The sequence below is a fragment of the Enterobacter sp. SECR19-1250 genome (genome assembly GCF_013391025.1).
GTDB classification, from domain to species: Bacteria; Pseudomonadota; Gammaproteobacteria; order Enterobacterales; family Enterobacteriaceae; genus Enterobacter; species Enterobacter cloacae.
In genome coordinates this window covers 1-23,305 of the sequence record NZ_JACASJ010000012.1, presented here as the reverse complement: position 1 = coordinate 23,305, position 23,305 = coordinate 1, and the positions used below count along the sequence as shown (strand labels likewise).

The following is a 23,305-nucleotide window of genomic DNA, read 5'->3' as shown; positions in this document are numbered from 1 at the left end:
CTTCTCCTCAATGCCAGGCGGCTTGTCCTGAGACAAGCCGCCGGACGATTACCAGGATTGGGTTGCTTTGAAGGAATCGAGGATAGCTTTCAGCTTGCCTTCGATTTCGTCGTTATAGCCACCGGTCTGGTTGATCTCTTGCATCAGCGGAGCGTGATCACGGTCGACGTAAGCCAGCAGAGCGGCTTCGAAGCTACCGATTTTCGCCAGTTCCACATCTTCGAGGTAACCGCGTTCAGCCGCGAACAGTACCAGGCCCTGCTGAGCAACAGACATTGGTGCGTACTGTTTCTGCTTCAGCAGCTCGGTCACTTTCTGACCGTGGCTCAGCTGTTTACGGGTTGCTTCGTCCAGATCGGATGCGAACTGAGAGAACGCAGCCAGTTCACGATACTGTGCCAGCGCGGTACGGATACCACCGGACAGTTTCTTGATGATCTTGGTCTGAGCAGCACCACCTACACGGGATACGGAGATACCCGGGTTAACCGCCGGACGAATACCGGAGTTAAACAGGTTGGTTTCCAGGAAGATCTGACCATCGGTAATGGAGATTACGTTGGTCGGAACGAACGCAGAAACGTCACCCGCCTGGGTTTCAATGATCGGCAGCGCGGTCAGAGAGCCCGTTTTACCCTTCACTTCACCTTTGGTGAAGTTCTCGACGTATTCCGCGTTAACGCGGGAAGCACGCTCCAGCAGACGAGAGTGGAGGTAGAATACGTCGCCAGGGAACGCTTCACGTCCTGGTGGACGACGGAGCAGCAGGGAAACCTGACGATAAGCAACAGCCTGTTTAGACAGGTCATCGTATACGATCAGTGCATCTTCACCGCGGTCACGGAAGTATTCACCCATTGCACAACCGGCGTATGGCGCCAGGTATTGCAGTGCAGCAGATTCAGAAGCGGTAGCCACAACAACGATGGTGTTAGACAGCGCGCCGTGCTCTTCCAGTTTACGAACCACGTTAGAAATGGTGGACGCTTTCTGGCCGATAGCCACGTACACACATTTGATGCCGGAGTCACGCTGGTTGATGATGGCATCGATAGCCATCGCGGTTTTACCGGTCTGACGGTCACCGATGATCAGTTCACGCTGACCACGACCGATTGGGATCATGGCATCAACGGACTTATAACCCGTCTGAACAGGCTGATCTACGGACTGACGGTCGATAACGCCCGGTGCGATAACTTCGATTGGAGAGAAGCCATCGTGCTCAACCGGACCTTTACCGTCGATTGGTGCACCCAGGGTGTTAACAACACGACCCAGCAGGCCACGGCCAACCGGAACTTCCAGAATACGGCCAGTACACTTAACCTTCATGCCTTCGGCGAGGTCAGCGTATGGACCCATCACAACTGCACCTACGGAGTCGCGCTCCAGGTTCAGTGCGATAGCGTAACGGTTACCCGGCAGGGAAATCATCTCACCCTGCATACAATCGGCCAGGCCGTGGATGCGGATAACACCGTCACTTACAGAAACAATAGTACCTTCGTTATGAGCTTCGCTCACAACATTGAACTGAGCAATGCGCTGCTTGATCAGTTCGCTGATTTCGGTGGAATTCAGTTGCATGCTCCAGTCCCCTTAAGACTGCAAGACGTCTGCAAGGCGCTCAAGACGGCCGCGTACGCTGCCATCAATGACCATATCACCCGAGCGGATGATTACGCCTGCCATTACAGACTTATCGATTTTGCAATTCAGCTTAACTTTGCGTGACAGACGTTTTTCCATCGCGGCGGTAATTTTCGCAAGCTGTTCATGACTCAGTTCAGTCGCAGAAGTTACTTCAACTTCAGCAATAGCTTCACTAAGGGCACGTAAGTGCTCAAACTGCTCGAGAACATCCGGGAGCACACGGAGACGACCATTTTCTGCCATTACCTTAATCAGGTTCTGGCCGTTGGCATCCAGTTGCTCTCCGCACACGGCGATGAACGACGCGGCGAGGGTTTCAGGTGCTAATGCACCAGAAAGCAACTCGGCCATTTGTTCGTTTTTCGTCACCTCAGCGGCAAACGCCAGCATATTCTGCCAGCGATCGACATTTTGGTGTTCGACAGCAAAGTCAAAAGCTGCTTTGGCGTAGGGGCGAGCTACCGTAACAAATTCAGACATCAGCCCCTCCCTCCTTACAGTTCAGCGACAAGTTTGTCCACGATGTCGCTGTTAGCAGCTTCATCCACGGAACGTTCGATGATCTTCTCGGCGCCAGCAACAGCCAGAATCGCAACCTGCTTACGCAGTTCTTCACGAGCACGTTTACGCTCAGCTTCAATTTCAGCCTGAGCCTGTGTCACGATCTTAGTACGTTCCTGTTCTGCTTCAGCTTTGGCTTCGTCCAGGATCTGAGAACGGCGTTTGTTAGCCTGTTCGATGATTACCTGAGCTTCCGCTTTCGCTTTTTTCAGCTGGTCTGTCGCGTTGGCCTGTGCAAGGTCCAAATCTTTCTTTGCACGTTCTGCAGAAGCCAGACCGTCAGCAATTTCTTTCTGACGTTTTTCGATGGCAGCCATTAAAGGCGGCCATACATACTTCATGCAGAACCAGACAAAGATAATAAACGCGATGGCCTGGCCGAGGATTGTTGCGTTCATGTTCACAGCACAATACCTCTTAAATTTCTGTGGCTTGGGGTTTTAAAACAACTACTACGCGACAGCAAACATCACGTACAGACCCAGACCTACAGCGATCATTGGGATAGCATCCACCAGACCCATAACGATAAAGAACTGAGTACGCAGCAGAGGAATCAGATCAGGTTGACGCGCAGCGCCTTCCAGGAATTTGCCCCCGAGGATGCCGATACCGATCGCAGCACCGATAGCCGCCAGACCCATCATCACAGCGGCAGCCATGTACAGCAGATCCATATTCAGGTTTTCCATGACAGTCTCCAGTTTGTTTCAATTAAAACGTAGTAGTGTTGGTAAAAAATCAGTGCTCTTCAGACGCCATCGACAGATAGACGATCGTCAGAACCATGAAGATAAAGGCTTGCAGCGTAATGATCAGGATGTGGAAAATGGCCCACGGCACATTCAGAACCCACTGTGACCACCACGGCAGAAGACCCGCGATCAGAATGAAAATCAGCTCACCCGCATACATGTTGCCGAACAGTCGCAGACCCAGTGAAACAGGTTTGGACAGCAGGCTAACGCCTTCCAGGATCAGGTTGACCGGAATAAACGCCCAGTGGTTGAACGGCTGCAAGGTAAGCTCTTTCACAAAGCCGCTTACGCCTTTCATTTTGATGCTGTAGAAAAGAATCAGGATAAACACGCCCAGCGCCATCGACAGGGTGATGTTCACGTCAGCAGACGGAACCACACGCAGCGCAGGCAGGCCGAAGATGTGCTCGCCGATAAACGGCAGAAGGTCAATTGGCAGCAGGTCCATCAGGTTCATCAGGAAGACCCACACAAACACGGTCAGTGCCAGTGGCGCAATCAGCTTGCTCTTACCATGGTACATGTCTTTCACGCTGCCATGGACGAAGCCGATGATCATCTCAACGAACGTCTGGAATTTCCCTGGAACACCGCTGGTCGCCTTTTTAGCAACACCGCGGAACATGGCCAGGAACAGAAGACCCAAAACCACCGAGAAGAACATGGAGTCGATGTTGATCGTCCAGAAGGTGGCCGGGGGGTTATGCGGATCCACCAGCGAGAATGTACGCAGGTCCAGCTGAAGGTTATTCAGATGGTGACCTATGTAATCCTGCGGCGTCATATTTTCTGAAGCCATGATGCCTTTTACCCTTTGTTATTGATTACAGCTGGAGCCAGAACTTGTACCACCAGCACCAAAACCCACGTAGCTATCAGCGGCATGAATACCACTTTCAAAACCGCCAGCGCCATCACCAGTAGAGCAAAGGTCAGCAACACCTTACACACTTCGCCGAGGGCGAAGGACCAGGCCACGCGGCCTTTGGCAGGTGTATGCGCCTGATGACGCCAGGCAAAAATCATAAACAACACGTTTGGCAGCACAACCGCCAAACCCCCGCACACGGCGGAGATGCCCCAGAAGGGGTCTTTGAGGCTAAACAGCAGTCCACTTGCTATCACAGCCAGAAACTGAATGAACAGAAGCTTACGAGCAACGTTTCTACTCAAGAGCGACACAGACATCACGTTTTTACTCCTGCTCCCTTCGAGGTATGCCGCGTGTCGTATAAAACGTCCTTTAAGGCTCAGAGTCAAGCATCAAAAAGCGGTCAAATTATACGGTGCGCACCCGTGATTTCAAACATTAAGTAGCGAAAAGGTGAATAAATGTTTAAATATTTTTCCCCGCCGCTATTTTTCAACTTTTGATGAAAGCCCCGACCTTCGAGCAAAACTGCAAACAGCGCGAAAACGTTGACTACAAAGCGTGCACGAGATCACAAAATACACATTTGCGATAAGGTTGTATTTATCAAACTCGTAAATCGCTTAATTTCATCTTTCTGAAATTAAAGATAAAATGTCGCAACTATTTTCAAAACAGCCCCGTATACAATAAAAACCTTTTATTGACATTCTTAATAAATATTTAACATTGCATTCTGGTTGCTGCTTTCCACTTTTAGCAGGCTGATATTTTCGTGGTTGATTATCTTCAGGGTGAACAATGGTGAGGAAGTTAACCATTAGAAAACCCTTAGTAAAAACACGGTTAAATTCTCTCCGGCAAAATCCGTTGTGTTGTGCTGTTTTTTAACACTGACAGAACAGCACAAATTCCACATTTTTTATTAAATTTTTAAAAATTGTTTGGCTTAATTATCACCAGATGACGTTCGCCTTCGAGCTGAGGAATCTGTAATTTCTCAATGGACTCGACGGCAAAACCGTCCGGAAGCTGTTCAATTTCATCGCAGGGCAACTGCCCTTTCAGCGCATAAAAACGGCCATTCTCTGCCGGTAAGTGCTTACACCAGCTCACCATGTCATTAAGCGAAGCAAACGCACGGCTGATAACCCCGTCGAACGGTGGCTCTGCCGGAAACTCCTCTACCCTGCTTTGCACAGGCGTGATGTTCTCAAGCTTCAGCTCATGCTGTACCTGGCGCAAAAAACGCACGCGCTTGCCAAGGCTATCCAGCAGCGTGAAATGGCTTTCCGGGCGGACAATTGACAGGGGAATACCCGGCAGGCCAGGACCCGTGCCCACATCGATAAAGCGCTCACCGTTCAGGTACGGCGCAACCACAATGCTATCGAGAATATGGCGAATCAGCATCTCGTTGGGGTCGCGTACGGAGGTGAGGTTGTACGCTTTATTCCATTTGTTCAGCATATCGACATAGGCCACCAGCTGATTTTTCTGGTGATCGGTGAGCGAAATACCTGCCTGATCCAGCAGACGAGAGAGTTTATTGAGCACGGTGAATACCTGTTGAGAGACTTAAGTGGCGGGTGACGCTTCGCTAACCCGCCCTACGGAGTTCTGTAGGCCCGGTAAGCGCAGCGCCACCGGGCGAATTACACATATTACGCGCTGCGGCGCAGCATGCCCTGCTTTTTCAGCCACACCAGCAGAATCGAAATCGCTGCTGGGGTAACGCCCGAGATGCGGGAGGCCTGGCCGATCGACACCGGTTTGTGATCGTTCAGCTTGGCGATCACCTCGTTGGACAGCCCCGTCACCTGACGATAGTCCAGCATTTCCGGCAGCAGCGTGTTTTCGTTACGCTGCTGCTTTTCGATCTCATCCTGCTGACGCGCGATGTAACCTTCGTATTTCACCTGGATCTCAACCTGCTCTGCCGCTTCAGCGTCTTCAAGACCCGGGGCAAAGGCGGTGAGTTTCACCAGATTCTCATAGGTCACTTCCGGGCGACGCAGCAGATCTTCACCGCTGGCTTCGCGCGAGAGCGGCGCAGTTAAGTGAGCGTTCACTTCCGCAGCGGTTTCAGCCTGCGGATTAACCCAGGTCGTTTTCAGGCGCTGACGTTCCTGCTCAATGCGCTCCAGTTTCTCGTTGAAGCGCGCCCAGCGTTCGTCATCCACCAGACCCAGCTCACGACCCATTTCGGTCAGACGCAGGTCGGCGTTATCTTCGCGCAGCATCAGGCGATATTCTGCGCGAGAGGTAAACATACGGTACGGTTCTTTGGTGCCCAGCGTGCAGAGATCGTCGACCAGCACGCCCAGATAAGCCTGAGAACGCGCCGGAGCCCAGCCCTCTTTCTCGGCAGAGAAACGGGCGGCGTTCAGACCGGCCAGCAGGCCCTGTGCAGCAGCTTCTTCGTAACCGGTGGTGCCGTTAATCTGACCTGCGAAGAACAGACCGTGGATGAATTTGCTCTCCAGAGTTGGCTTCAGGTCACGCGGATCGAAGAAATCGTACTCAATAGCGTAGCCAGGGCGAACGATTTTCGCATTCTCCATCCCCTGCATTGAGCGAACAATTTGCATCTGCACATCGAACGGCAGGCTGGTGGAGATGCCGTTCGGATAGATTTCGTTCGAGGTCAGCCCTTCTGGCTCCAGGAAGATCTGGTGCTGGTTACGATCGGCAAAGCGCATGACTTTGTCTTCGATCGACGGGCAATAGCGTGGGCCGATCCCTTCGATCACGCCGGCGTACATTGGGCTGCGATCGAGGTTATTGCGGATCACGTCATGGGTTTTTTCGTTGGTATGCGTGATATAGCACGGTACCTGCTGCGGATGCTGCGCTGCATTGCCCATGAACGAGAAGACCGGCATTGGGTTATCGCCGTGCTGTTGTGCCAGCACGCTGAAATCAATGGTGCGCGCATCAATACGCGGTGGAGTACCGGTTTTCAGACGGCTGACACGCAGCGGCAGTTCACGCAGACGGCGTGACAGTGGGATAGATGGCGGATCGCCAGCACGTCCACCGCTGTAATTATCCAGACCGATATGGATCTTACCGTCCAGGAATGTCCCGACGGTCAGAACAACCGCTTTGGCGCGGAATTTGAGCCCCATCTGGGTAACCGCGCCAACGACACGATCGTTCTCCACGATAAGATCTTCCACTGCCTGCTGGAAGATCATCAGGTTCGGCTGGTTCTCCAGGGCGGTACGCACCGCCTGACGATAAAGTACCCGGTCTGCCTGAGCGCGGGTCGCACGGACAGCGGGGCCTTTACTGGCGTTTAGTATCCTAAACTGAATGCCTGCGTGATCGATCGCTTTCGCCATCAGGCCGCCAAGTGCATCCACTTCTTTTACCAGGTGTCCTTTCCCAATGCCGCCAATCGCCGGATTACAGGACATTTGTCCAAGCGTGTCGATATTGTGTGTCAAAAGCAGGGTCTGCTGACCCATTCGCGCTGCGGCCATTGCGGCCTCAGTGCCTGCGTGACCCCCGCCAATGATGATGACGTCAAAAGGATCCTGATAAAACATGGTGGTCTGCCTCGCGTAAAGCGGTATGAAAATGGATTGAAGCCCGGGCCGTGGATTCTACTCAACTTTAGTCTTTCGAGAAAGCATTGGGATCCTGGGCTATTAAAAAGAAGATCTTTTTATTTAGAGATCTGTTCTATTGTGATCTCTTATTAGGATCGCGGACCTTTGTGGATAAGTCCGATCTCATAAAGAAGATCATGGGGTTAGAAAGGATCGTTTGCTGTGAATGATCGGTGATCCTGGCCCGTATAAGCTGGGATCAGATCGCGACTTTATACACAGGGCAAAAACGACTTCAACGTTGTTCTTTGGATAACTACTGCTTAATACGAGCTTTTAACCAGAGTTATCCACATCTGTTCGCGCGATCTTTAATCGTTTTTGAGTAATTTTTTCCATTCACCCAGCCAGATCTCAGCCGGATCCTCCGGAATATCATGATCGAGGATGTTGATCTTCAGCGTTTCACCCACCTGTTTAGCTCCGCAGGCGGTGACAGCGGCTTCGACTTTCTCTATAGCACCGCAGAAGGTGTCATATTCACGGCTGCCAATACCCACTGCGCCAAAACGCACGTTTGACAGGTCTGGCTGCTGTTCCTGCAGTTCGTCATATAAAGGTTGCAGGTTATCCGGTAGATCGCCTGCGCCATGCGTGGAGGTGATCACCAGCCAGACCCCATCAGTCGGGAGATCTTCAAGCAAAGGCCCGTGCAGCGTTTGTGTGGAAAATCCCGCATCCTCCAGCTTCTCAGCCAGATGTTCCGCTACATATTCCGCGCCGCCAAGGGTGCTGCCACTGATAAGGGTAATGTCCGCCATTGATCGCTCGCTCAGATAAAGAGGGGGCCATTGTACGCTGTGAACGGGCTGGGATCTACCTGTGGAAAATGTGGGTATGGATTTGCCCGATCAGGGGCGAATGGTACGCATGATCGGGTTTTGCAGGGAGATCAACGTCTCGGTGGACTGAATTTCATCGATTGTTTGGATCTTGTTGATAAGTACCTGCTGCAGGGCGTCGATGGAACGGCACATCACCTTGATAAAGATGCTGTAGTGGCCGGTGGTGTAGTACGCCTCTGTGACTTCATCGAGCGCGTTCAGCTTCGCCAGCGCGGAAGGATAATCTTTTGCGCTTTTAAGAATAATGCCAATAAAGCAGCAGACGTCATAACCCAGCTGTTTTGGGCTGACATCAATACGTGCCCCGGTAATGATCCCCGCCTGTTTCATCTTTTCTACACGAACATGAATCGTCCCCGGGCTGACGCCAAACTGCTTCGCCAGTTCGGCATAGGCGGTACGGGCATTGGCCATTAACGCCTCCAGGATGCCGCGGTCCAGATTATCGATCTGATAATTTTCCATAGCTTTTTCTTATGAAGATTAATGAATCACTCTATTCTAGCGTTAAATTTTAACGAATCAAAAGTGAAGGTGGCTTTTTGTTGTTTGATTATTGAATTGAATGCCTTTTCTGTTGCTTAATCAATACCAACAGGACGCAGGAGTATAAATAATGAAAACCGCTTATATCGCAAAACAACGCCAGATCAGTTTCGTTAAATCCCATTTTTCCCGCCAGCTGGAAGAGAAGCTGGGTCTGATTGAAGTTCAGGCACCGATTCTCAGCCGCGTGGGTGATGGGACGCAGGATAACTTGTCCGGATGCGAAAAAGCGGTGCAGGTGAAAGTGAAAACACTGCCAGACGCCCAGTTCGAAGTGGTTCATTCCCTCGCGAAATGGAAGCGTCAAACCCTGGGACAGCACGACTTCAGCGCGGGTGAAGGGCTTTACACGCACATGAAAGCCCTCCGCCCCGATGAAGACCGCCTGTCTGCCATTCACTCCGTTTACGTTGACCAGTGGGACTGGGAGCGCGTAATGGGTGATGGCGAGCGCCATGTCGGCACGCTGAAATCCACCGTTGAGGCGATCTACGCCGGGATCAAAGCGACCGAAGCGGCCGTAAGCAAAGAGTTTGGTCTGGCACCGTTCCTGCCGGAATCGATCCACTTTATTCACAGCCAGGAGTTGCTGAGTCGTTTCCCGGATCTGGATGCTAAAGGTCGTGAACGTGCGATCGCTAAAGAACTGGGTGCCGTCTTCCTGATGGGGATCGGCGGTAAGCTGTCGGATGGTAAACGTCATGACGTTCGTGCACCGGATTATGATGACTGGAGCACCATGAGCGAGGGCGAATTTGCTGGACTGAACGGCGATATTCTGGTCTGGAACCCCGTGCTGGAAGATGCGTTTGAACTCTCCTCAATGGGGATCCGCGTGGATGCTGATGCGCTGAAACGCCAGCTGGCGGTGACCGGTGATGAAGATCGTCTCACGCTGGAATGGCACCAGGCGCTGCTGCGCGGTGAGATGCCGCAGACCATTGGCGGCGGCATCGGCCAGTCCCGTTTGACCATGCTGCTGCTGCAACTGTCGCATATTGGTCAGGTGCAGTGTGGTGTCTGGCCGCAGCAGGTACGCGAAAGCGTCAGCTCGCTTCTGTAATTAACGCTGCCAGCGTCTGAGCAGGCGGCTACGCAACCCGGTATCAAAGCGCCAGATATGATCGAAGATGCGCATGATGCCGGGTTTTCCATGGGCGGACATCGCCACTGCGTGGAAACGGTGCTGATGCACCCGCTGTAACTCCTTCACTTTATTCACCACGTCATCCGGCAGCCGCTGGGCAATAAAATCGGAAATCACCACCGCGTCAGCGTCGTACCAGTCGCCGCCCTGCATACGTTCCACAATGCTGCGAAAACAGCTCGCCAGATCGGTACCGCCGCGAAAACGCTGGCTTAAAAAGCGGATCGCCTGCTCAATACCCTGCTGATGGGTCAGCTCATAGCTGACCACTTCGCTGGAAAAGAGCATGATAAAGCAGCGACGCCGGTCAGCGAGCGCCACGCGCATCAGCGCCAGGCAGAACGCTTTGGCACACTGTTCGTTGAAACCGCCCATCGAGCCAGATGTATCCACACAAACAATAAATGGGCCGCGCGGTTGCTCATCAAAATCCTGATGGACCACCGGACGTTGGCTGATTTTTTCGCGCCAGGCTTCGCCATGCAGGCGATAGGTCAGAAGCTGTTTTTCCACCAGCCGACGATAAAACTCATATTCCAGCTCGGTCATCCCGAGCGTGCTCAGCTCCGTAGGCAGCAGGCGTAAAATGTCATCGCTTTGCTGGAGCCCATCCACCTGTTCCGGCACGGTGGCCGGTTCCCGCACCAGGGTGCGGAAGGTTTCCATCGGGGCATCCTTCTTTGGGACCGATTTAGCCTCCCTTGAGCGACCCAGCTGTTCCGCAAGCTTCATCAGCTCGGGCTGCTGCGCCAGGAAATCACCATACCGGACAATCAGCTGATAATCCCCACGCCTGATTTGGCCTGCACTCATATCCCAGAGACGTCCGGCTGCGTTTTCATTCTCTACCAGTACCTGCTCCAGCTGACCGCTTAAGGTCATGCGTTCCTGAACTTCGCTGAGCAATTGTTCACGCTCTTCATCCAGCAGTTGCTGGTTCAGCGTCGTGGCCTGAACCACAAGGCTGAGGCGCCAGCGCTGTAAAAAGAGTGTGTGTAAGGCGGGGGTGAAGGTGGCGTTATCGGTGACCAGCGCCCGGGCCTGGCTGGCAAACGGGGAGTGTACTTTATCGAGTAACGTCAGGGTTTGCGGGATCTGAACAATAAACTGCGACGTGGAAAGCCGCTGGCACTGCTGATAGCAGGCCACCTCTTCGGTTAACTCCTGTGGCACTTCGGTCTCTTTAAACCGCTGTCGCAGGTTGTCCCGCCAGCGCGGGAGATCGTCCGTCATCGCTTTTTTTAGCTTCGGGAATTTTTCAAAAAAAGCCGCCAGCTGAGGAGACGCCAGAAGAGTAATGATCACCTCTTCGATCAACCCATCTTCGCTGACGGCCAGCATGACGTTAAGCGTATCCAGCGTTAGCATTGACGAGCCTGTTTGATCTGCGCGCTCACATCCTGCAGGCTGGCTTCAATGCGACCTAACCAGTCGCTGTGAATAAAGAGGCACTTTTGCTGTTCGCTGAAGCGCGTATGCTGCTGATGCCATTCGGTATCCAGCGCCTCCAGCTGCTGCGTGATCTCTTCCGGAATGCTGTCAGAGGCGCTTCCCGGGAGGGCAAGGCGTGACCCCTGCAGGCTTACGTCGCGGATCACCAGTTGCTGACTGCTGTCCACTTCCATATTCAGCGGCTGTGCAAAGCCTATACCGTTAAGCTTACCGCGGATCTCTCCGCCCTTATCAAGCCACTGGGCCAGCGCGTCACGCTCAAGCGTAATGTGCACAACCTGCATGTCATGGAGTTTAAGCGGCTGCTGGAGAAGCAGCGTCAGCGTTGGGCTGGTCAGCTCAGCGGGCAGTTCGTAGTGCGGTTTACGGGCGAACATGCCGCCAAGACGGTTCACCTTCAGCGCGGTTTTATCACTTTGCTGCTGCTGTAGCTGAATGCGCCGTTGGGCTATCGCCCCAAGCTGGTTGAGCATTGATTGCTGGCCCCAGGCGTGTCCGGTCATCAATATTTCAAGCTGCTGCTGCATCAGATTCATCCCTTCGGCATCGTGCCAGAGGCAGTCTTTCAGCAGGATCAGATCGATAGGGGCAACCGCGTCGCGCCCGCTGAACAGGGCGCTGGCCTGCAGCAGACGAATTGCTTTTTTCCAGCGACGGTCGGAAACATAAGGTGCAGAAGGAAGGAGATCAAGCTGCTGACGGAGCTGGTAGATCAACTCAAAGACCGCGTCCGGCAGTGTGATTTTGCCGATATCCACCTGCCACTGCTGATACTCCTCGTCCGTGACCTGTAGTGAAGCGGCTACCGGGTTTTCATTTTCATCCTGCTGGCTGGTCAGCATGGAGCGGAAGTTCGATTTATCCTGCACTTTGTCCAGCCACAGGCGGATCAGCATGCGGTCATACAGCGCTTCAAGGCTGCTGTCGGCCTCGGGAAGTTCGTTCGAGGCGGCCACCAGCAGGCGCATCGGGATTTTCTCTTCGCTGGCGCCGTTACGGAACCGGCGTTCGTTAATCGCCGTGAGCAGGGTATTCAGAATGGCCGGTCCCGCTTTCCAGATCTCATCGAGAAAAACAATCTCTGCTTCCGGCAGATACCCCTCGGTAAGGCGTTGATAACGCCCCTCATCTTTCAGCGCCTGGATGGACAGCGGGCCGAAAACTTCTTCAGGGGTGGAAAAGCGGGTCATCAGGTATTCGAAGGCGCGTGCATTCTGAAAGGCAAATTTCAGCCTACGGGCAATCAGGCTTTTGGCAATGCCCGGCGGGCCAAGCAGAAATACGCTTTCACCGCTCAACGCCGCCAGTAAACAGAGGCGTATGGCGTGACTGCGTTCGAAAAGACCTTTCTCCAGTGCGCTGCTGAGACGGGAAATTCTTTCTGCTAATAAATGTGAGTGAGCCATAATAGTTTTTGCATCCTTTCGCCGTCGTGGCGGCTAATTGAAGCGAGTATAGACGTTTCAGTCAGGGCTGGTAATAGGCTGAAGTGCGGCGCAATTTTCTTTGCGCTACATTAATGCGGTTGCATTTAGGGGTTCGATTTTGCAACGAATCGTGCATACTGTGCGCTTTTTGTGGACCAAGGGAACAGGAACACATTTGTTATTTAAACGAAAAGACTAGTCTATGAGCACTGATAATAAGCAATCATTACCCGCAATTACGCTTGCGGCGATCGGGGTTGTCTACGGTGATATCGGCACCAGCCCGCTTTATACGCTTCGTGAATGTCTGTCCGGCCAGTTTGGCTTTGGTGTTGAACGCGATGCCGTATTTGGCTTCCTGTCCCTCATCTTCTGGCTGCTGATCCTGGTGGTTTCTGTTAAATACCTCTCCTTTGTGATGCGTGCAGATAACGCAGGTGAGGGGGGGATCCTGACCCTGATGTCCCTTGCGGGGCGCAACACCTCGGCCAGAATGACGTCGGTACTGGTTATTATTGGCCTGATTGGTGGCAGCTTCTTCTATGGGGAAGTGGTCATCACGCCTGCTATCTCGGTGCTTTCGGCGATTGAGGGGCTTGAGATTATCGCACCGCAGCTTGATACGTGGGTGGTTCCGCTGGCGATAATCGTTCTGACGTTGCTGTTTATTATCCAGAAGCACGGTACCGGGCTGGTGGGGAAACTGTTCGCACCGATTATGCTGGCCTGGTTCCTGATTCTGGCGGCGCTCGGTTTGCGCGGAGTTATTGGCAACCCGGAGGTTCTGCAGGCGCTGAACCCATACTGGGCTATCCATTTCTTCCTTGAATACAAAGTCGTTTCCTTCGTGGCGCTCGGCGCCGTTGTGCTCTCTATTACCGGTGTTGAAGCGCTGTATGCAGATATGGGGCACTTCGGCAAACTGCCGATTCGCGTGGCGTGGTTTTTAGTTGTCCTGCCATCGCTTGTATTGAACTACTTCGGGCAGGGGGCGCTGCTGCTGAAAAACCCGGAAGCGATTAAAAACCCCTTCTTCCTGCTGGCCCCGGATTGGGCGCTGGTGCCGATGCTTATTCTGGCCACGCTGGCCACCGTTATCGCTTCTCAGGCGGTCATTTCCGGCGTGTTCTCTCTGACGCGCCAGGCCGTGCGTCTGGGGTATCTCTCTCCCATGCGTATCATCCATACCTCAGAGATGGAGTCAGGCCAGATCTACATCCCGTTTGTTAACTGGCTGCTCTATTTTGCTGTGGTGATCGTGATCGTCAGCTTTGAGCACTCCAGCAACCTGGCCGCGGCGTACGGTATTGCGGTAACAGGCACCATGGTGCTGACATCGCTTCTTTCCACCACGGTGGCGTACCGAAACTGGCACTGGAACAAGTTCCTCGTGGCGATGATTCTGGTGGGCTTCCTGTGCATCGACGTACCGCTGTTCTCGGCAAACCTCGATAAGATTGTCTCCGGCGGCTGGCTGCCGCTGACGCTTGGTCTGTTGATGTTCATTGTGATGACCACGTGGAAAAGCGAGCGTTTCCGTCTGCTGCGTCGTATGCATGAACACGGAAACTCCCTGGAGGCGATGATTGCCTCGCTGGAGAAATCACCACCGGTTCGCGTACCGGGCACGGCGGTGTATATGTCTCGTGCGTTGAACGTTATTCCGTTCGCATTGATGCATAACCTCAAGCACAACAAGGTGCTGCATGAGCGGGTTATCCTGCTGACCCTGCGCACCGAAGATGCACCGTATGTTCACAATGTGCGCCGTGTTCAAATTGAGCAACTGTCGCCAACCTTCTGGCGCGTGGTGGCGAGCTACGGCTGGCGTGAGACGCCGAACGTGGAAGAGGTCTTCCACCGCTGCGGTTTGGAAGGCTTAAGCTGCCGCATGATGGAAACATCGTTCTTTATGTCGCATGAGTCGCTGATTATCGGTAAACGTCCGTGGTATTTGCGCCTGCGCGGCAAGCTGTATCTTATTCTGCAGCGAAACGCCCTTCGTGCGCCGGACCAGTTTGAGATCCCGCCTAACCGCGTGATCGAGCTGGGAACCCAGGTCGAGATTTAAGCTCCTTAAAATGCCGGGTGGCGCTTCGCTTACCCGGCCTACTCATACTCAATATTCCCGCCAAAATTTACGTCTCATTTCACTTAGCGAAACGTTTCGACACCGATCACAATTCTGTTACGTCATGGTGGTTTTCTGAACACTCTTAAGACTAAACTGATTTCAGCGAAACGTTTCGCTAGTGGAGCAAGAAAATGAAGAAAGGCACGGTTCTCAACTCAGAAATCTCGTCGGTTATTTCCCGTCTTGGGCATACCGATACGCTGGTGGTTTGCGATGCAGGCTTACCGGTTCCGCGCAGCACAACCCGTATTGATATGGCGTTAACGCAGGGCGTGCCCTCGTTTATGCAGGTACTGGATGTAGTGACCGCGGAGATGCAGGTTGAGGCGGCTATTCTCGCAGCGGAAATCAAACAACATAATCCGCAACTCCACGAAACGTTGCTCAATCACATTGAGCAACTGCAACAACACCAGGGAAACACCATAGAAATTCGTTACACAACGCACGAACAGTTCAAACAACAAACCGCAGACAGTCAGGCGGTGATTCGCAGCGGGGAGTGTTCCCCGTATGCGAATATCATTCTCTGTGCTGGCGTCACCTTCTGAGGCCATCATGGACGCATTACTGCAACTTAAAGGGATCGATAAATCGTTCCCGGGCGTAAAAGCCCTTTCTGGCGCGGCGCTGAACGTTTATGCCGGACGCGTAATGGCGCTGGTGGGCGAGAATGGCGCCGGCAAATCCACCATGATGAAAGTGCTGACCGGTATCTATCAACGCGATGCCGGTTCACTTTTGTGGCTGGGTAAAGAGACCACCTTCAGCGGTCCAAAAGCCTCGCAGGAAGCGGGGATCGGCATTATTCACCAGGAACTGAACCTGATCCCGCAGCTCACTATTGCGGAGAACATCTTCCTTGGCCGCGAATTTGTTAACCGGTTTGGCAAAATTGACTGGAAAACGATGTATGCCGAAGCGGATAAGCTGCTGGCGAAGCTGAACCTGCGCTTCAAAAGCGACCGCCTGGTGGGCGAACTCTCCATTGGCGACCAGCAGATGGTGGAGATCGCGAAAGTGCTGAGCTTTGAGTCGAAGGTCATCATTATGGATGAACCGACGGACGCCCTGACCGATACCGAAACCGAATCCCTGTTCCGCGTCATCCGCGAGCTGAAATCGCAGGGACGTGGAATTGTCTATATCTCTCACCGTATGAAAGAGATTTTCGAGATCTGCGACGACGTTACCGTCTTCCGCGACGGGCAGTTTATTGCCGAGCGTGAAGTGGCATCGCTGACGGAAGATACGCTTATCGAAATGATGGTGGGACGCAAGCTCGAAGATCAATACCCGCACCTCGACAAAGCACCGGGTGAGATCCGCCTGAAGGTGGATAATCTCTGTGGCCCGGGCGTGGATAATGTCTCCTTTACCCTGCGCAAAGGGGAAATTCTTGGCGTGGCAGGGCTAATGGGCGCCGGCCGTACCGAGCTGATGAAAGTGCTGTACGGTGCGCTGCCGCGATCCAGCGGTTATGTCACTCTCGACGGGCATGAAGTGGTGACGCGCTCTCCGCAGGATGGCCTGGCGAATGGTATTGTTTATATCTCCGAAGACCGTAAGCGCGACGGCTTAGTGCTGGGCATGTCGGTGAAAGAGAACATGTCTCTTACCGCCCTGCGCTATTTCAGCCGCAGCGGCGGCAGCCTGAAACATAAAGATGAACAGCAGGCAGTCAGCGATTTTATCCGCCTCTTTAATGTGAAAACCCCCTCGATGGAACAGGCGATTGGCCTGCTGTCCGGCGGTAATCAACAGAAAGTGGCGATTGCACGCGGGCTGATGACGCGCCCGAAAGTGTTGATCCTTGATGAACCTACCCGCGGCGTGGACGTAGGGGCCAAAAAAGAGATCTATCAGCTGATTAACCAGTTCAAGGCCGACGGTCTGAGCATCATTCTGGTCTCTTCCGAGATGCCAGAGGTATTAGGCATGAGCGATCGCATTATCGTCATGCATGAAGGGCATCTCGGCGGTGAATTCACTCGCGAGCAGGCCACCCAGGAAGTTCTGATGGCTGCCGCTGTGGGCAAGCTTAATCGCGTGAATCAGGAGTAAGAAGATGACTACCCAGGCTGTTTCTGGTCGCCGTTATTTCACAAAGGCATGGCTGATGGAACAAAAATCGCTGATTGCCCTGCTGGTGCTGATCGCGATTGTGTCGACCATGAGCCCCAATTTCTTCACCGTTAATAACCTGTTCAACATTCTTCAGCAGACCTCCGTGAACGCCATTATGGCGGTCGGGATGACGCTGGTGATCCTGACATCGGGTATCGATCTGTCCGTCGGTTCCCTGCTGGCGCTCACCGGTGCGGTTGCTGCTTCAATCGTCGGGATTGAGGTCAACGCGCTGGTGGCCGTTGCCGCTGCGCTGGCGCTGGGTGCGGCAATTGGTGCTGTCACCGGGGTTATTGTGGCGAAAGGTCGTGTTCAGGCGTTTATTGCGACGCTGGTCATGATGCTGCTGCTGCGCGGTGTCACCATGGTGTATACCAACGGCAGCCCGGTTAACACCGGCTTTACGGACAACGCCGATCTGTTTGGCTGGTTCGGTATCGGTCGCCCGCTGGGTATCCCGACGCCGGTCTGGATCATGGCCATCGTCTTCCTGGCGGCGTGGTACATGCTGCACCACACGCGTCTGGGCCGCTATATTTATGCACTGGGCGGTAACGAAGCGGCAACGCGTCTGTCCGGTATCAGCGTCAACAAAGTTAAAATTATCGTTTACTCACTGTGCGGTTTGCTGGCCTCTCTGGCGGGCATCATCGAAGTGGCGCGCCTCTCTTCCGCGCAGCCAACGGCGGGTACGGGGTATGAGCTGGATGCCATTGCGGCAGTGGTTCTGGGCGGTACGAGTCTTGCGGGCGGTAAAGGTCGCATTGTTGGGACATTGATCGGCGCACTGATTCTCGGTTTCCTGAATAATGGTTTGAATTTGTTAGGTGTTTCCTCCTATTACCAGATGATCGTTAAAGCAGTGGTGATTTTGCTGGCGGTCCTGGTAGACAACAAAAAACAGTAACTGACGACACTACAGGACATCTTAGATATGAACATGAAAAAACTGGCTACCCTGGTTTCTGCTGTCGCGCTGAGCGCAACCGTAAGTGCTAACGCTATGGCGAAAGACACCATCGCGCTGGTTATCTCCACGCTGAACAACCCGTTCTTCGTCTCCCTGAAGGATGGCGCACAGAAAGAAGCCGACAAACTGGGCTACAACCTGGTGGTGCTGGATTCACAGAACAACCCGGCGAAAGAGCTGGCTAACGTGCAGGACTTAACCGTTCGCGGCACCAAAATCCTGCTGATCAACCCAACCGATTCTGACGCGGTGGGTAACGCCGTTAAGATGGCAAACCAGGCGAAGATCCCGGTGATCACCCTGGACCGTCAGGCAACGAAAGGCGACGTTGTGAGCCACATTGCGTCTGATAACGTGCTGGGCGGTAAAATCGCGGGTGACTACATCGCGAAGAAAGCAGGTGAAGGCGCGAAAGTTATCGAACTGCAGGGGATTGCCGGTACGTCCGCAGCCCGCGAACGTGGCGAAGGTTTCCAGCAGGCGGTTGCGGCTCACAAATTTAACGTCCTGGCCAGCCAGCCTGCTGACTTCGACCGTACTAAAGGTCTGAACGTCATGCAGAACCTGCTGACCGCGCACCCAGACGTGCAGGCGGTGTTCGCACAGAACGACGAAATGGCGCTCGGCGCGCTGCGTGCCCTGCAGACTGCAGGTAAATCTGATGTGATGGTTGTCGGATTTGACGGCACACCAGATGGAGAAAAAGCGGTAAATGATGGCAAACTGGCGGCGACCATCGCTCAGCTGCCTGAGCAGATCGGCGCGACTGGCGTGCAGACTGCTGACAAAGTGCTGAAGGGCGAAAAAGTTCAGGCTAAATATCCAGTTGACCTGAAACTGGTCATCAAGCAGTAAAAAGGCGATTCAGGCAGTCGCTGGCTGCCTGAGGGACACCAATAAAGAAAAGTGTGGCATACGCCACCGGGTAACACCGGTGGCGCTCTCAGATGGACAGCTCAACCATGAAAACCGCAGGCAACCTCGTCGTCCTTGGCAGTATCAATGCCGATCACATTCTTAACCTTGAATCCTTCCCGACGCCGGGCGAAACCGTCACCGGCAACCATTATCAGGTGGCATTTGGCGGTAAAGGTGCCAACCAGGCGGTTGCAGCAGGACGCAGTGGGGCAAATATCGCGTTTATCGCCTGTACAGGTGATGATGATACCGGTGAGCGCGTGCGTAAACAGCTCGCCAGCGATAACATCGATGTTGCGCCAGTCAGCGTTGTTGCAGGGGAATCGACCGGCGTGGCGCTGATTTTCGTCAACGCGGAAGGTGAGAATGTCATCGGTATTCATGCTGGCGCGAATGCCCGTCTTACGACGGACCGCGTTGAAGCACAGCGCGAGCTTATCGCTAATGCCGACGCGTTACTGATGCAGCTGGAATCGCCCGTAGAAAGCGTACTGGCGGCCGCTGACATTGCGCATCAAAATCATACCACTGTCGTACTTAATCCTGCGCCTGCCCGTGTATTATCAGACGAACTGCTGGCGCGGGTGGACATCATTACACCGAACGAAACCGAAGCGGAAAAACTGACGGGCATTCGTGTTGAAAATGATGATGACGCAGCGCGTGCCGCGAAAGCGCTGCACGATAAAGGCATCGGCACCGTTATCATTACCCTCGGTAGCCGCGGCGTGTGGGCAAGCGTAAACGGCGAAGGCCGTCGCGTGCCGGGCTTTAAGGTCAAGGCGATTGACACCATCGCGGCAGGCGATACGTTTAACGGAGCATTGGTGACAGCGCTGCTGGAAGGAAAGGGAATGGATGATGCTATCCGCTTTGCGCATGCTGCTGCGGCTATCGCCGTCACGCGCAAAGGTGCCCAGCCCTCCGTTCCGTGGCGTAAAGAGATCGACGAATTCTTAAGTCAGCAGGGGTAACGCTTGGCCACAATGAAAGATGTCGCCCGCCTGGCGGGCGTTTCTACGTCGACAGTCTCCCACGTCATTAATAACGATCGCTTTGTCAGCGAGGCGATTCGGGAGAAAGTCGAAGCCGCAGTGAAAGATCTCAACTATGCGCCGTCTGCGCTGGCCCGCAGCCTGAAGCTCAACCAGACGCGCACCATTGGCATGCTGATCACCGCCAGTACGAATCCCTTTTATTCTGAACTTGTCCGCGGGGTGGAACGCAGCTGCTTCGAACGCGGCTACAGTCTGGTGCTGTGCAATACCGAAGGGGATGAGCAGCGCATGAACCGTAATCTGGAGACGCTGATGCAAAAACGCGTCGACGGATTACTGCTGCTGTGTACCGAAACGCATCAACCCTCGAAAGAGATCATTCAGCGTTATCCGTCTATCCCCACGGTGATGATGGACTGGGCGCCGTTCGACGGGACCAGCGATCTGATTCAGGATAACTCCCTGCTGGGCGGAGATATGGCAACCCAGTATCTGATCGACAAAGGCCATACCCGCATCGCCTGCATTACTGGCCCGCTGGATAAAACCCCGGCGCGTTTGCGTCTGGAGGGATACCTTTCCGCGATGGCTCGGGCGGGACTCGCGGTTCCGGAGGGTTACCGTATTACCGGCGATTTTGAATTTCAGGGCGGTTTCGAGGCGATGCAGACATTGCTGGCGCAGACTCCGCGCCCGCAGGCCGTCTTTATTGGCAACGATGCCATGGCATTTGGGGCGTATAAGGCGTTGTACCAGGCGGGATTGCGTATTCCTGACGATATGGCGGTGATTGGCTACGATGATATCGAACTGGCCAGCTACATGACCCCGCCGCTGACCACGATCCATCAGCCAAAAGATGAACTGGGTGAGCTGGCCATTGATGTATTAATCCACCGAATGGCGCAGCCCACGCTGCAGCAGCAACGTCTGCAGCTTACTCCTGTTCTGATGGAACGGGGTTCGGTTTAGCTTTTGTTTTGTGGCGTTCTTTAATCAGGTTTCGACCATCTTTCGGTTTTAACAACATAAACACCAGCGCTGAAACGACGGTAAGTACGCCCATCGTGATAAAGGTATAGTGGAACTGCTCGACTGTGTTCGCGCTGTCAAAACCTTCATAGAACCGCAGTACCGCGGCACTGACAGCCACCCCAAGGCTGATTGATAACTGTTGAGTCACCGCCAGCACGCTGTTGCCACTACTGGCGTTGTCGTCAGTCAGATCCGCGAGAGTAATCGTGTTCATCGACGTAAACTGCGTTGACATTGCCATACCCAGCACAAACAGCGGCAGGATCAGCATCCAGACGGGAAGCGAGGCAGATTGTAGCGAGAACTGCGCGATCATCAGCCCGATAAAGACCGTTACGCCAACCAGCGTCTTCCGATAGCCAAACCAGCGCAGCACCTGCGTGACGGTTGATTTGGCCAGAATTGAGCCCATTGCCGTGGGCGCCATCATGCAGCCGGCTATCAGAGCCGGATAGCCGAAACCGACCTGCAGCATCAGAGGCATCAAAAACGGTACGCAGCCCGTCCCCAGGCGCGAAGCAATATTCCCCGCGATACCTACCGAGAAAGTGCGCGTATCAAAGAGAGACAGCGAGATCAGCGGTGTCGGGTGACGGCGTGCATGACGTATATAAAGAAGGAACAGCAAAATACCGCCAAGAATGACAGCCAGCGCAAGCCATGTTGCCACTATCTTCTCACCAAACAGCTCCATCCCGCTGGAGAACAATACCAGGCTCAGACCAAACAGGAAAAAACCACCCATATCGAAACTGCGTCTTGGCGTGGTGAAGTTCGGCATATATTTGCGGGCATACAGCAGCCCTGCTACGCCAATTGGAATATTAATCAGGAAGATCCAGTGCCAGCTGGCCCAGGTGACAAACACACCGCCCAGCACCGGGCCAAGTATCGGGCCGACCAGGCCGGGCATGGTGACGAAGTTGAGTACGGGAAGCAATTCACTGCGCGGATAGGCGCGCAAAAGTGCCAGGCGCGCCACGGGCATCATCATCGCGCCGCCAATTCCCTGCAGGACGCGGAAGATAACCAGTTCGGTCAGAGAGGATGATAATGCACAGGCCAGCGAACCGAGCGTAAAGAGCGTTACGGCCAACATAAATACGCGACGGGTGCCGAAGCGATCGGCCAGCCAGCCGCTCACCGGGATCAACATTGCAACCGTCAGGGTGTAACTGATGATGGCGGACTGCATCGCCAGCGGCGATCGATTAAGGCTTTGCGCAATGGGGGGAAGTGCGGTGTTGAGGATGGTGGCATCCAGTGCCTGCATAAAGAACGCCATGGCTGCAATCCATGGCAGCCCGGCCATGCTGCGTGCTTTTTTCTTTGTCATTTATTCACCTGCTGGTGGGTTGGCGCGGCCAGTAACGCCTGGCACGCGCTCAGGGCTCGTTGCCCGTCGCTCTCCTGAATGGCATCGACAATGGCCTGATGCAGATCCAGCTTCACCACTTCGTCCTGAGTAATAGAGGTAAAGTAGGTGTGGTACACCGAATGGAATAAAGAAGCAAAAGAGGTAAGGAACGGATTGGCGCTCATCATATAGATATGTTCATGCCAGGCCATATCGACCTCAACCCAGCGCTCGCGGTTGAAGTGCTTTTTCAGGAACACCATCTCTTCCATTAAAGTGTTGAGCTGGGCTTTTTGTTCGGCTGTCCCGAGCGTGGCGGCAAGCAGGCAGGCCTGCGGCTCAAGACTGCTGCGCATCACCAGAAAGTGATCGACGACCTGATTGAAGTTGTCTTCTGTCATCCACCAGGAGAGAAGTTCCTGATCGAGGAAGTTCCAGTTGCTTTGTGGCATTACCCGCGTGCCAATGCGCGGGCGCGGTAGCACCATGCCTTTTGCTGTTAAGGTTTTCACTGCTTCGCGAACGGCGGTACGACTCACGCCAAACTGCTCGCCCAGCTCCATTTCGCCCGGCAGGATGCTACCCGGGGCATATTTACCCGCTAAAATCAGCTGAGCCAGCTTTTCTGCCAGCACATAAGACAGGTTTTTTTGGGCCGCCAGCTGTTGTGCGCTCAATGGCATTGCTTTTATTCCTTAATGATTCTTGTCGATAAGTATGCCACCGTGAATGTGATTGTGGTTGCAGATACATCAAATAGAACACTTTGTAGCTTGATTTCATCGCTATTGGTGAAAAAAAACACGGACGGAAACTTTTTTTAAATTTCCTCTTGTCACTTCAGAATAACTCCCTATAATGCGCCTCCACTGACACGGAACAACGG

22 protein-coding genes are annotated in these 23,305 nt (G+C 53.7%); 8 read left to right on the top strand and 14 right to left on the bottom strand.

Going from position 1 to position 23,305, the window contains the following annotated elements:
* Positions 1 to 48: 48 nt before the first annotated feature.
* The 10 genes from atpA to asnC all read right to left on the bottom strand — a co-directional run bounded on the left by atpA (position 49) and on the right by asnC (position 8,773).
* Positions 49 to 1,590: a F0F1 ATP synthase subunit alpha gene (gene atpA, locus HX884_RS05130; protein ID WP_003862367.1), complete on the bottom strand. Its 1,542-nt coding sequence runs from the start codon at positions 1,588 to 1,590 to the stop codon at positions 49 to 51.
* A gap of 12 nt (positions 1,591 to 1,602) precedes the next feature.
* A complete protein-coding gene (gene atpH / locus HX884_RS05125; protein ID WP_038982271.1) occupies positions 1,603 to 2,136 on the bottom strand; it encodes a F0F1 ATP synthase subunit delta in 534 nt (177 codons plus the stop codon).
* A 14-nt stretch (positions 2,137 to 2,150) separates the two neighbouring features.
* Entirely contained in the window at positions 2,151 to 2,621 is a 471-nt protein-coding gene (atpF, locus tag HX884_RS05120) for a F0F1 ATP synthase subunit B (RefSeq protein WP_013099406.1), read from the bottom strand.
* A 48-nt stretch (positions 2,622 to 2,669) separates the two neighbouring features.
* Positions 2,670 to 2,909, bottom strand: coding sequence for a F0F1 ATP synthase subunit C (gene atpE / locus HX884_RS05115; protein WP_000429386.1), 240 nt, complete (start codon positions 2,907 to 2,909; stop codon positions 2,670 to 2,672).
* 49 nt (positions 2,910 to 2,958) lie between these two features.
* A complete protein-coding gene (gene atpB, locus HX884_RS05110) occupies positions 2,959 to 3,774 on the bottom strand; it encodes a F0F1 ATP synthase subunit A (protein ID WP_062729987.1) in 816 nt (271 codons plus the stop codon).
* Between the two features lie 8 nt (positions 3,775 to 3,782).
* Positions 3,783 to 4,163 (bottom strand): F0F1 ATP synthase subunit I, encoded by a 381-nt coding sequence (gene atpI, locus HX884_RS05105; RefSeq protein ID WP_008500194.1) that lies wholly within the window; start codon positions 4,161 to 4,163, stop codon positions 3,783 to 3,785.
* Between the two features lie 616 nt (positions 4,164 to 4,779).
* Positions 4,780 to 5,403: a 16S rRNA (guanine(527)-N(7))-methyltransferase RsmG gene (gene rsmG, locus HX884_RS05100; RefSeq protein ID WP_178327792.1), complete on the bottom strand. Its 624-nt coding sequence runs from the start codon at positions 5,401 to 5,403 to the stop codon at positions 4,780 to 4,782.
* 107 nt (positions 5,404 to 5,510) lie between these two features.
* Positions 5,511 to 7,400: a tRNA uridine-5-carboxymethylaminomethyl(34) synthesis enzyme MnmG gene (mnmG, locus tag HX884_RS05095; RefSeq protein ID WP_008500196.1), complete on the bottom strand. Its 1,890-nt coding sequence runs from the start codon at positions 7,398 to 7,400 to the stop codon at positions 5,511 to 5,513.
* 374 nt (positions 7,401 to 7,774) lie between these two features.
* Positions 7,775 to 8,224, bottom strand: a complete 450-nt coding sequence (gene mioC / locus HX884_RS05090) for an FMN-binding protein MioC (protein WP_014833824.1) — start codon at positions 8,222 to 8,224, stop codon at positions 7,775 to 7,777.
* A 90-nt stretch (positions 8,225 to 8,314) separates the two neighbouring features.
* Complete coding sequence (asnC, locus tag HX884_RS05085) at positions 8,315 to 8,773, bottom strand: transcriptional regulator AsnC (RefSeq protein ID WP_008500198.1); 459 nt, start codon at positions 8,771 to 8,773, stop codon at positions 8,315 to 8,317.
* Positions 8,774 to 8,924: 151 nt separating this feature from the next.
* On the opposite strand from asnC, the gene asnA reads away from it, so the two are divergent.
* Positions 8,925 to 9,917 (top strand): aspartate--ammonia ligase, encoded by a 993-nt coding sequence (gene asnA, locus HX884_RS05080; protein ID WP_058661683.1) that lies wholly within the window; start codon positions 8,925 to 8,927, stop codon positions 9,915 to 9,917.
* On the opposite strand, the gene viaA is transcribed toward asnA, so the two are convergent.
* Together viaA and ravA are read right to left on the bottom strand one after the other, a co-directional pair.
* Positions 9,918 to 11,369: an ATPase RavA stimulator ViaA gene (viaA, locus tag HX884_RS05075; protein ID WP_013099400.1), complete on the bottom strand. Its 1,452-nt coding sequence runs from the start codon at positions 11,367 to 11,369 to the stop codon at positions 9,918 to 9,920.
* Positions 11,363 to 12,859, bottom strand: a complete 1,497-nt coding sequence (gene ravA, locus HX884_RS05070) for an ATPase RavA (protein ID WP_178327791.1) — start codon at positions 12,857 to 12,859, stop codon at positions 11,363 to 11,365. The genes viaA and ravA overlap by 7 nt, the downstream gene beginning before the upstream one ends.
* A 223-nt stretch (positions 12,860 to 13,082) precedes the next feature.
* Here ravA and kup point away from each other — a divergent pair, with 223 nt between their 5' ends.
* From kup to rbsR, 7 genes are all read left to right on the top strand, one after another.
* Complete coding sequence (kup, locus tag HX884_RS05065) at positions 13,083 to 14,951, top strand: low affinity potassium transporter Kup (protein ID WP_013099398.1); 1,869 nt, start codon at positions 13,083 to 13,085, stop codon at positions 14,949 to 14,951.
* A 194-nt stretch (positions 14,952 to 15,145) separates the two neighbouring features.
* Positions 15,146 to 15,565 carry a D-ribose pyranase gene (gene rbsD, locus HX884_RS05060; RefSeq protein ID WP_058679268.1) on the top strand — a complete coding sequence of 140 codons (420 nt, stop codon included), beginning with the start codon at positions 15,146 to 15,148 and terminating at the stop codon, positions 15,563 to 15,565.
* 7 nt (positions 15,566 to 15,572) lie between these two features.
* Positions 15,573 to 17,078 carry a ribose ABC transporter ATP-binding protein RbsA gene (rbsA, locus tag HX884_RS05055; protein WP_020690258.1) on the top strand — a complete coding sequence of 502 codons (1,506 nt, stop codon included), beginning with the start codon at positions 15,573 to 15,575 and terminating at the stop codon, positions 17,076 to 17,078.
* A 4-nt stretch (positions 17,079 to 17,082) separates the two neighbouring features.
* A complete protein-coding gene (gene rbsC / locus HX884_RS05050; protein WP_029883505.1) occupies positions 17,083 to 18,048 on the top strand; it encodes a ribose ABC transporter permease in 966 nt (321 codons plus the stop codon).
* A gap of 27 nt (positions 18,049 to 18,075) precedes the next feature.
* A complete protein-coding gene (gene rbsB / locus HX884_RS05045; protein ID WP_013099394.1) occupies positions 18,076 to 18,966 on the top strand; it encodes a ribose ABC transporter substrate-binding protein RbsB in 891 nt (296 codons plus the stop codon).
* 107 nt (positions 18,967 to 19,073) lie between these two features.
* Complete coding sequence (gene rbsK, locus HX884_RS05040; protein WP_038982504.1) at positions 19,074 to 20,003, top strand: ribokinase; 930 nt, start codon at positions 19,074 to 19,076, stop codon at positions 20,001 to 20,003.
* A gap of 3 nt (positions 20,004 to 20,006) precedes the next feature.
* Positions 20,007 to 20,999: a ribose operon transcriptional repressor RbsR gene (gene rbsR, locus HX884_RS05035; protein WP_013099392.1), complete on the top strand. Its 993-nt coding sequence runs from the start codon at positions 20,007 to 20,009 to the stop codon at positions 20,997 to 20,999.
* Here the strand turns inward: rbsR and mdtD are convergent.
* Positions 20,965 to 22,398: a multidrug transporter subunit MdtD gene (mdtD, locus tag HX884_RS05030; protein WP_178327790.1), complete on the bottom strand. Its 1,434-nt coding sequence runs from the start codon at positions 22,396 to 22,398 to the stop codon at positions 20,965 to 20,967. The two genes, rbsR and mdtD, sit on opposite strands and share 35 nt — an antisense overlap.
* Complete coding sequence (locus HX884_RS05025) at positions 22,395 to 23,102, bottom strand: FadR/GntR family transcriptional regulator (protein ID WP_013099390.1); 708 nt, start codon at positions 23,100 to 23,102, stop codon at positions 22,395 to 22,397. Before HX884_RS05025 ends, mdtD begins: the two co-directional genes overlap by 4 nt.
* Positions 23,103 to 23,305 lie beyond the last annotated feature (203 nt).